Annotated in this window: 10 protein-coding genes and 1 pseudogene; 4 read left to right on the top strand and 7 right to left on the bottom strand. The window is 64.5% G+C overall.

What is annotated here, in order from left to right:
- Positions 1-1,088 (bottom strand): annotated as a pseudogene (gene uvrC, locus JWR89_RS00340) (excinuclease ABC subunit UvrC); the annotation flags it as partial.
- Between the two features lie 508 nt (positions 1,089-1,596).
- Between uvrC and JWR89_RS00335 the strand changes: the two are divergent.
- A complete protein-coding gene (locus JWR89_RS00335) occupies positions 1,597-2,217 on the top strand; it encodes an outer membrane protein (RefSeq protein WP_299710303.1) in 621 nt (206 codons plus the stop codon).
- Between the two features lie 206 nt (positions 2,218-2,423).
- Here JWR89_RS00335 and JWR89_RS00330 read toward each other — a convergent pair whose 3' ends face one another.
- From JWR89_RS00330 to JWR89_RS00315, 4 genes are all read right to left on the bottom strand, one after another.
- Positions 2,424-2,639 carry a cold-shock protein gene (locus JWR89_RS00330; RefSeq protein ID WP_299710301.1) on the bottom strand — a complete coding sequence of 72 codons (216 nt, stop codon included), beginning with the start codon at positions 2,637-2,639 and terminating at the stop codon, positions 2,424-2,426.
- A 288-nt stretch (positions 2,640-2,927) separates the two neighbouring features.
- Entirely contained in the window at positions 2,928-3,788 is an 861-nt protein-coding gene (gene rlmJ / locus JWR89_RS00325; RefSeq protein WP_299710299.1) for a 23S rRNA (adenine(2030)-N(6))-methyltransferase RlmJ, read from the bottom strand.
- A 253-nt stretch (positions 3,789-4,041) separates the two neighbouring features.
- Positions 4,042-4,722, bottom strand: a complete 681-nt coding sequence (locus tag JWR89_RS00320; protein WP_299710308.1) for a ribonuclease T2 — start codon at positions 4,720-4,722, stop codon at positions 4,042-4,044.
- Positions 4,723-4,808: 86 nt separating this feature from the next.
- On the bottom strand, positions 4,809-5,279 hold the full coding sequence (locus JWR89_RS00315; protein WP_299710297.1) for a hypothetical protein: 471 nt from the start codon (positions 5,277-5,279) through the stop codon (positions 4,809-4,811).
- 164 nt (positions 5,280-5,443) lie between these two features.
- Here JWR89_RS00315 and JWR89_RS00310 point away from each other — a divergent pair, with 164 nt between their 5' ends.
- From JWR89_RS00310 to JWR89_RS00300, 3 genes are all read left to right on the top strand, one after another.
- The gene (locus JWR89_RS00310; protein WP_299710295.1) at positions 5,444-5,737 is read left to right on the top strand and encodes a hypothetical protein; all 294 of its coding nucleotides are present in this window, start codon (positions 5,444-5,446) and stop codon (positions 5,735-5,737) included.
- 39 nt (positions 5,738-5,776) lie between these two features.
- Positions 5,777-6,307: a DUF3617 family protein gene (locus JWR89_RS00305; protein ID WP_299710306.1), complete on the top strand. Its 531-nt coding sequence runs from the start codon at positions 5,777-5,779 to the stop codon at positions 6,305-6,307.
- Positions 6,308-6,520: 213 nt separating this feature from the next.
- The gene (locus tag JWR89_RS00300) at positions 6,521-7,312 is read left to right on the top strand and encodes a thioesterase family protein (protein ID WP_299710293.1); all 792 of its coding nucleotides are present in this window, start codon (positions 6,521-6,523) and stop codon (positions 7,310-7,312) included.
- A 175-nt stretch (positions 7,313-7,487) separates the two neighbouring features.
- Here JWR89_RS00300 and JWR89_RS00295 read toward each other — a convergent pair whose 3' ends face one another.
- Together JWR89_RS00295 and hisS are read right to left on the bottom strand one after the other, a co-directional pair.
- Positions 7,488-7,700: a tautomerase family protein gene (locus JWR89_RS00295; protein ID WP_299710292.1), complete on the bottom strand. Its 213-nt coding sequence runs from the start codon at positions 7,698-7,700 to the stop codon at positions 7,488-7,490.
- Positions 7,701-7,808: 108 nt separating this feature from the next.
- On the bottom strand, positions 7,809-9,247 hold a 1,439-nt coding region (gene hisS / locus JWR89_RS00290), incomplete at its 5' end, for a histidine--tRNA ligase (RefSeq protein WP_299710290.1).

Below are 9,247 nucleotides of genomic sequence, written 5' to 3'. Positions count from 1 at the left end.
AAGCCGGCCTTGATGGCCAGCGCCGCCGCCAGCACGTCGGCGTCCTCGATGCCGTGCGACAGCAGGATCATCTTTGGCGGAGGCTTGTCGTCGTAGAACTGCGCCAGGAACGAGGCCAGCACCTCCTCCGGCGTGAAGGATTTTTCGGCGCGCGGGAAATAGGCGCGGTTGCCCCAGTTCTGCCCGGTGCGGAAGAAGAACACTTCGACGCAGGAATAGCCGCCCTCCTGGTGGATGGCGAACACGTCGGCTTCTTCCACCGTGCGCGGGTTGATGCCCTGCTGCGACTGGATCGCCGACAGTGCCGCGAGACGGTCGCGGTACAGCGCGGCGCGCTCGAACTCCATTTCGTCCGATGCCTTCTCCATCTCGCCGGCCAGCAACTGCTTCACGGCGCGCGAACGGCCGGACAGAAAATCCTTGGCCTCTTTCACCAGCTCGGTATAGCCGGGAAAATCGATCTCGCCGGTGCACGGGCCGGAGCAGCGCCGGATTTGATACAGCAGGCACGGCCGGGTCCGGCTCTCGAAGAACGAGTCGGTGCAGGAGCGCACCAGGAACGCGCGCTGCAGCGCCGTGATGGTGCGGTTGACCGCGCCTACCGAGGCGAACGGGCCGAAATAGCGCCCGGGCCGCGACTGCGCGCCGCGATGTTTCAGGATCTGCGGCGCCCAGTGGTCGCCGGACAGCAGAATGTAGGGAAACGACTTGTCGTCGCGCAGCAGCACGTTGAAGCGCGGCCGCAACTGCTTGATCAGGTTGGCCTCGAGCAGCAGCGCCTCGGTCTCGGTCGCCGTGGAGATGATCTCGACCACCACGGTGGCGGCGATCATGCGCGCGATCCGCATCACGTGGCCGGTCGGCCGGGCATAGGATGCCAGCCGCTTCTTCACGTTCTTGGCCTTGCCGACATAGAGCACGTCGGAGGCCGCGTTCAGCATCCGGTAGACGCCCGGCGAGTGCGGGGCGTGTTTCACCGCGTGCTCGATGGCGGCGCGGCCGAGCGCCAGCGGCCCCTCGGGAATAGGTTCGCCGGCATCGTCATCGGCGACGTCAGGCAGCGCGCCGTCTTCTTCGTCCTCGGTGGCGGTATCCGCCTCGAGTTCCGGCACGGCGGCCGGCGGCAGGTCGCTGGAACCGGGCTCCGTAACGGCATCGGCCGGCAACGGCGGCAGGTCGGTGGGGTCTTGAATCATGGCCCTGATTTAAGCGTTGTGGCGCCTGATCGCCAGCGCCAGGCCCGGTAATCCCCGGCAAAGCGGCAGACCCTCGGCCGTCATTGCGAGGTCAGGGAAAGCCGTTGGCTTTCCCTTTAGCGAAGCGACGCGGCAATCCAGGGCCACAGCCGCAGGAAGAGCTGGATTGCTTCGTCGCAAGGGCTCCTCGCAATGACGGCGGAGAGGCCGGAGTTTCCTCCAGGCCGCCCAAAGTAAGACTTTTTTAACGTCGATAGAGCGCGGAAACGCCGGATTAAGAACTGCTTAAGGCAAAACTCCCACAAATCTTATCAAGAAAAGAGCGAATTCCGTAACCCTAAGGCTTCGTTTGAAAGACGGTACGGGGTTGCGGCCAGTACAGCGTTTTGGAGAGTTTGAGATGAGCAAGTTAGCGTTCGCGGCAGTCGTCGCTTTGGCTGCAGGTATGGTGTCGGCGCAGGCGGCGGATTTGCCGTACCAGTCCCGCGCGCCCTACACGGTGAACCAGCCGCTCAACGGCTACAGCTGGGCCGGCCCCTATCTCGGCGGCACCCTGGGCTATGAATGGGGCAACGTTTCCAACTCCGGCGCCAAGCCGTCCGGCATCGCCGGCGGCGTGACCGGCGGTTACAACTGGCAGAGCGGCAACGTCGTGTTCGGTCTCGAAGGCGACCTGCAGGGCACCGGCGCCGACGACCGCTTCGCCAACTACAAATTCTCGAACCCGTGGTTCGGCACCGTGCGCGGCCGCATCGGCTACGCCTTCAACAACGTGCTGGTGTACGGCACCGGCGGTCTCGCCTTCGGCAGCCTGGAGACGGAGCTCAACGGCCTGCAGCAGTCTAAGACCTCGGCCGGTTATACCGTCGGCGTCGGCGCCGAAGTCGGCATCTACCAGAACTGGACCGCGAAGATCGAATACCTCTACGTCAACCTGTCCAGCAACGACTACACGCTCACCGGCACCAAGAACGGCCTCGACTTCGGCACCGTTCGGCTCGGCGTGAACTACCACTTCTGATCCAGATAAAAGACGAAGCGACAACAACCTCCCGGCCGTTCACGCGGCCGGGATTTTTGTTGGGGCTACACAAACTTGAAAACCGTCATCCTGAGGCGCGAGCCTCTTGGCGAGCCTCGAAGGATGCGGCCACAAGCGCTTGCAGCGCATCCTTCGAGGCCGTCGCTTCGCGACGGCACCTCAGGATGACGATCGTATGTGTGGCTTTAAGCCGTGATCACCAGATTGACGGCCTTCGGTCCCTTGCCCTTCTTGTCGGGCTCGACCTCGAAGGTGATGCGTTGCCCTTCGATCAGGTCCTTGAGTCCGGCGCGCTCCACAGCGGTGATGTGCACGAACACATCGCGTCCGCCATCGTCCGGTTTGATGAAGCCGTAGCCGCGCTCGCCGTTGAAGAACTTGACCGTACCGCTCATGCCCATCGGGAAATCCTCCCCCGCAATGCTCCGCCACGGCGCCAAACGCGCCCCGGCCGACCGGACATTCACTGTGAAGTTCGCACTTCCCGGAAAGCTTGGCCTTCACGGCGGAGGCGGTAACAATCTCCGCTCCGTCAATATCATCGAGGCCTAATCACTCCGCCGCCCCCATTTGCGGAAGCGGAACGTAAAGCCAGTCCCAATGGAGGCAGCATAATACGGTTCCCGACGGATTGACTACCGCTCAAATACGCTTTTTGCGCGCGGCATTCAGGTTGTCGGCTTGATAGTTCACGCCTTGGCGGTTTCCAGCCGGAAGCGGCCGGCGCCGCCGAGGCCGAGCGGCTTTTCCAGCTCGGGCAGGATCGCCTTCAGGTCCGCGGCTAGCTTCCACGGCGGATTGACGATCAACAACCCGGTGGAGGTCAGCCCGCCTTCGGGCGTTTGCGGCGCAACGGAGAACTCCAGCCGCAGGACTTTGCCGGGCGCGGCAGCCGCGGCCACGGTGGCGGCGACGTGCTGCGCCAGCGCATCGGTGGCCCGGCGGCTTTTCACCGGGTACCACATCACATAGATGCCGGTGGCCCACTTGGCGAAAGCCTCGTCGAAGCCGTAGGCCATGCGCTCGAATTCATCCTTCTTCTCGAACGGCGGATCGATCAGCACCACGCCGCGGCGCTCGTTCGGCGGCACGAAGGCCGGCAGCCCGACCCAGCCATCGAGATCGACGATGCGGGCCTGCTTGTCGCGGCGCAGCGACGAGATCAGATGTTTTCGCGCGTTGGGCTCGACCTCGCAGGCCACCATGCGGTCCTGCGGCCGCATCAGGCGGCGGGCGATCAGCGGCGAGCCGGGATAGACCTTCAGCTCGCGCGGCTTGTTGAACGAGCGCACGATTTCGAGATAGGGCTCGACCAGCGGCACGGTGGATTCGGTGAAGCGGGCCTGCATGATGCGGGCGATACCGGTGGTCCATTCGCCCGAGCGCGTGGCCTCGTCGCCCTGGAGGTCATAGAGCCCGGCGCCGGCATGGCTGTCGATGACGCGAAACGGCGCCTCCTTCTCGCGCAGGTGAGTCAGGATGCGGACCAGCACGAGATGCTTGATGACGTCGGCAAAGCCGCCGGCGTGAAAGGCGTGACGATAATTCATAGCGGAAGCAGTACGCTATGCGGGGCAGCGAGCATAGAGCGCCTCTCTTTGCGCGCTGACGCTTTCTTTTTTTACCCTCCCCTGGAGGGGGAGGGTCGAGCGCGCCGTCAGGCGCGGTCGGGGTGGGGTGACGGCGGATGTGTTTGGCTCGGGAGGTCCACCGCAGCGCTGTCACCCCACCCCGTCTCGCGTTCGCTTCGCGAACCGCTCGCCGACCCTCCCCTCCAGGGGAGGGTAAGAAAGAGGCCGATCGCTACCCGCCGCGCATCGGCGGCATCACGACGGTGTCGCGGCGGCAGGCGCGGCGGTCGATTTCCTCGCAGGCGCGGAACTGGAGGTCCTTGCTGAGGCAGATACGGACCTCGCTGAGCCGGTTGCGCTCGCAGGTCACCGCGATCGCCGAGCCGCTGAGGCCCGGATTGACCTTGATGAACGCCGCCTCGATGGCCTCCGGCGCGATGGTCTTGGCGGTCGCCAGATCGAGATACTCCTCGGGGATCTTCACCCCTGCTCGGGCCTTGCGCACCGTCTCGAAATAGCCGCGCGCGCCCAGCCCCGAACAGGTGCCGTGCTTGTCCCATTCATCGAAGATCAGGCCCGGCGCCGGCATCAGGTCGAGCATCGAGGTCATGATGTTGCGCGGCAGGCGCGGCGACGGCCGCTCGCAGTAGTTGGGAAAGCCGCGGTCGTATTGCGGCCACAGCCCATGCACCACGAAGGAAAACGGCCGGCCGCCGCACTGCGTCTGCTGCGAGCGCCCGGAATTGCCGCGCTCCTGGGCCGCCTCGCAGAACGACGGCGACCACGACAGCGACAGCACGTAGAAATCGAATTCGCCGGGCGCGTTCTGGCGGCTGTCCTGCGCCGCCGCGGCGCCGGTCAGCACTGCCCAAAAAAGCGCGAGCGAAGTGAAAAATCGCAAAGCCTGCAACATCGACACGCCCCACCCCTGAGAAGGGCGAGCCTAGTCAGGCCTCAAGAACAATTCAAGAACAAAAATGCGATTCCGGACGATCCGGTTCAGTGCTTGGCGGCGCGGCACTTCGGGTTATAGGCCCAGTCGCGGTCGAGGCCGACGACGCACCATTCGACGCCCTGGCCGTAGCCGGCGAAGCCGCCGTCTTCGATGATCGAGTAGTGCACCTGGCGCAGCTTGCCGTCGTTCAGCATGGCGTCGGCGGTGCAGTAGCGGCGCGGGATGTTGTCCGAGGCCCAGGGCCGGAATGCGGTTTCGTGCACCCGGGCGAAGCCGGTGATCTGCAGCGCCGAATTCCAGAACGTGCTCTCCTTGTCCTGGAACTGGGAGGAAATCGTCGACAGCCCGGCCTCGCATTCGGCGACGCGGCCTTCATAGCGCGGGCCGGACAGCCAGAAATTCAGCTCCAGCGGGTTGGCGGCCTGGGCGCCGGGGGCCAGCGCCAGCAAGCCCAAAGCGGCGCCAGCGAAGGCGGCCAGAACGGCTTTTTTGCAGGATGAGATGACGTCACGCATGGGGAATCCGCCGGGTGATGATGGTTCCCGACGGTGCCGCGAAGCCCGTGCGGGGTCAAGTGCGCCGCGGCCACACCTTGCGCACAAACCCGTGGGGATCGCGCAGCGTTCTTTTCATGGTCGCAACGGCCCTCTACAGTAGGCCCAACATGATGGAGACGAAGATGCGAATGATTCGACCGGCAATGCTGGCTGCGGCGATGGTTGGAATGCTGGCTGGCGGAGCGGCCCGGGCCGACACCGTCCCGCCGTTCAAGGGCAACGACACCGGCGGCATCATCGCCTACTCGCTGGTCAGCCAGAGCGACGTTCGCGCCATGGCCGTCGATCACTGCGCGCAATACGGCAAGGTGGTGAAATTCTTGGGCGCCCAGACCTATTACGGCGGCTACATTTCCTTCGCCTGCCGCTGGGTGCCGTACGGCGCCTCGGATCGTCCGCTGCGCGTCCGCTACTGAGCTTTCCTGTCACGCCTTCTGCACCCGGAGCGGAGCATGATGCGAGCGTCGGTTTGGTTTCCCCTCGCAGCTCTTACGCTGCTGTCATGGCTTCCGGCCGCTTCCGCCGTGGAGCTGCCCACCCGCAAGTCCGGGCTGTGGGAATTGAAGATGCTGCGCGAGGGCTCGCCGACGCCCGAAATGACGATGCAGCAATGCACCGACGAGACCACCGACAAGCAGATGACGGCGAACTTCTCGCCGATGGCCAAGCAGAACTGCAGCAAGAACGACACCCAGCCAACCGCCACCGGCTATGTGACGGATTCGGTGTGCAGCTTCGGCGGCAGCACGCTGACCTCGCATTCCGAGATCACCGGCGATTTCAATTCCGCCTATGCGGTGAAGGTCGTTTCGCATAGCGACAAGCCGCCCGCGGGCGTGCCCGGCGACAGCACCGTGACGCTGCAGGCGAAATGGCTGGGCGACTGCGGCAAGGACCAGCGCCCCGGCGACATCGTGATGCCCGGCGGCTTCCGGCTCAACATCAAGGACATGGAAAAAGTGAAGGGCCTGCTGCCGTCGAAGTGAGGCGGCGGTCTTCGCCTGTCATTCCGGGGCGCGAGCGCGCCAGTAGCTGGTAGGATGTGTTGAGCGCCTTCGCGAAACACATCGGCAGAGGGTGATGGGTTTCGCAAAAGCGCTCAACCCATCCTACGGCATCCATTTCCTGCCGTGTATTTCCCCGCTATAGATGACGCTGATCATGCCACTGGCGCGCCACGACGCCAGCGAGGGAATGCAATGACCGAATTCACAGAGATCATGAACAGCCTGCAGGCGGCCGATGACGGCTGGACCGTTACGGTCAGCGACGACTGGTTGCAGGGCCGCACCGTCTATGGCGGAATGGCCGCGACACTCTGCCTGCAGGGCGCGTTGCGCTCGTTTGCCGATCTGCCGCCGCTGCGCTCGGCGCAGTTCGCCTTCATCGGCCCGGCGTCCGGCGCGCTGCAGATCCGTCCTACCGTGCTGCGCAAGGGCAAATCGACGGTGTTCGCCGGCGTCGATCTGATCGGTGACGCCGGCCTCGCCACCCGCGCCACGCTGTGTTTTGGCGCAGCACGGGCGTCGGCGCTGGCGCATGTCGCGATCGCATCGCCGGAAATGAAAGCGCCCGATTCTTGCCCGGATTTTTTCCGCAACGCCCCGCCCGTACTGCGCTTCCTTGAACACATCGAAGGCCGCCATGTCGGCGGATCGCTGCCGTTCAGCGGCAGCGCGCATCCGGAAATGATGCTGTGGCTGCGCCACCGCGTGCCGCCGCAAACCTCCGCGGCCGTGGCACTGCTGGCGCTGGCGGATGCGCCGCCACCGGCCGCTTCCACCATGGCGACGACGCCGTCGCCGATCAGCACCATGACCTGGTCGCTGGACATGCTGACCGACAACATCACCACCGACGACGGCTGGTGGCTGATCCGCAACGGCGCAGAGCAGATCGGCAACGGCTATTCCAGCCAGGCGATGACGGTGTGGAACGCGCAAGGCGAGCCGGTGATGGCCAGCCGGCAGAACGTCGCGGTGTTTGGATGACCTTCTTTTTCCTTCTCCCCTTGTGGGAGAAGGTGGCGCGGCGCAGCCGCGACGGATGAGGGGTTACTGGGCTCGGAGCTCGTGGCGCCCCCTCACCCGGCCGCGCTATCGCGCGTCCACCCTCTCCCACCTAGCGAAGCTTCGCTTCGCGCGGGGGAGAGGGGAAGTCAGCGCCCTACTTCTTCGCGGCCGCCGCGGCGGCGTAGCGCTCGACGAAGGTCTTGCCGCCCTTCATCTTGTTGGTGTGGGCGGCTTCGTTGATCTGGATCACGACGGCTTCGGCATCGACGCCGAGGTTCTTCACCAGCGCCTGGGTGATGTCGATCATCATGCCCTTCTTCTGCTCGTCGGTGCGGCCGGCGGCCATGCTGATGGTGATCTCAGGCATCGATGTCTCCCGTTGTTTCTTCGTCATGGCCGGGTCTGTCCCGGCCATCCACGATGGCGCGCATCAAACAAGACGTGGATGCCCGGCACAAGACCTGCGACGCGCAGATCAGTGCCCCCACTTCACGCCGTGCCTGTCGAGAATCTTGCGGACCTCGTCGACCAGCGACGCTTCCGGCACGTTGGTCTGGGCTTCGCCCTGCTTCGCCAGATAGGCGTCGCGGTCGCCTTCCAGTTTGGACAGTTCGGCGCCGAGGATCAGATTTTTGATGACGACTTGCCGCCCTGCGGGGTCATCCTTCTCGTCGCCGCCCTGGATGATCACACAAGGCGAATTCCGCCGGTCGGCATATTTGAGCTGGTTGCCCATATTCTTGGGATTGCCGAGATACAGCTCGGCGCGGATTTTCGCGTTGCGCAGTTGGGCGACCATCTTCTGGTAGTCGGCGACGCGGTCGCGGTCGAACACGGTGACCACCACCGGGCCGAATTCCGGCGTGGTGTCGAGCTTGCCCAGCATGGTGAGCGCGGCCTGCAGCCTTGAGACGCCAATCGAGAAGCCGGTCGCCGGCACCGGCTCGCCGCGAAAGCGCGACACCAGTCCATCGTAACGCCCGCCGCCGCCGACCGAGCCGAAGCGCACGGGGCGGCCTTTTTCGTCGGTAGCGTCGAGGAGCAGTTCAACTTCGTAGACGGGGCCAGTGTAGTATTCGAGGCCGCGGACAACGGAGGGATCGATCAGAATCCGGTCAGAACCGTAGCCAGCCGCCGTCACTAACTTCGCAATTTCTTCGAGTTCGCTTACGCCCGCCTGACCGGTTTCGCTCTTGGCCAAGTATAAGTCCGCAGCGGCGATAGCCTCTTTCCAATCATCGCGCTTTTCCGTAACACCAAGCACGATATGAGCGTCCGCGTCAGACAAGCCGGCGCCTTTCGTAAAGTCACCCTTGCCTTCTTCTCCGCCGTCCCAACGACCGGGACCGAGCAGCTTCTTCACTTCGTCGGCAGAGAATTTATCGAGCTTATCGACCGCCCGCAGCACCGTGAGCCGCTGCCCGGCCTTGTCGTCGCCGCCAAGCCCGATGCTCTCCATCACACCATCGAGCACCTTGCGGTTATTGACGCGAACCACATAGCTGCCGCGCGGAATCCCCAGCGCTTCCATCGCATCCGCCGCCATCATGCACATCTCGGCATCTGCGGCCGGCGACGCGCTGCCCACCGTATCGGCGTCGAACTGCATGAACTGGCGGAAGCGGCCGGGACCGGGTTTTTCGTTGCGATAGACGTAGCCGGCGCGGTAGCTGCGATACGGCTTTGGCAACGAATCGAAATTCTCGGCGACGTAACGCGCCAGCGGCGCCGTCAGGTCGTAGCGCAGCGAGATCCACTGCTCGTCGTCCTGGAACGAGAACACACCTTCGTTGGGCCGGTCCTGGTCGGGCAGGAACTTGCCGAGCGCGTCGGTGAATTCCATGGTCGGCGTTTCCACCGGCTCGAAGCCGTAGCGCTCGTAGACCTCGCGGATGGTCTCGGTCATGCGCCTGG

It is taken from the genome of Tardiphaga sp., from assembly GCF_028290785.1.
In the GTDB taxonomy this organism is placed as follows: domain Bacteria; phylum Pseudomonadota; class Alphaproteobacteria; order Rhizobiales; family Xanthobacteraceae; genus Tardiphaga.
This window is presented reverse-complemented; position numbering and strand designations above follow the sequence as displayed.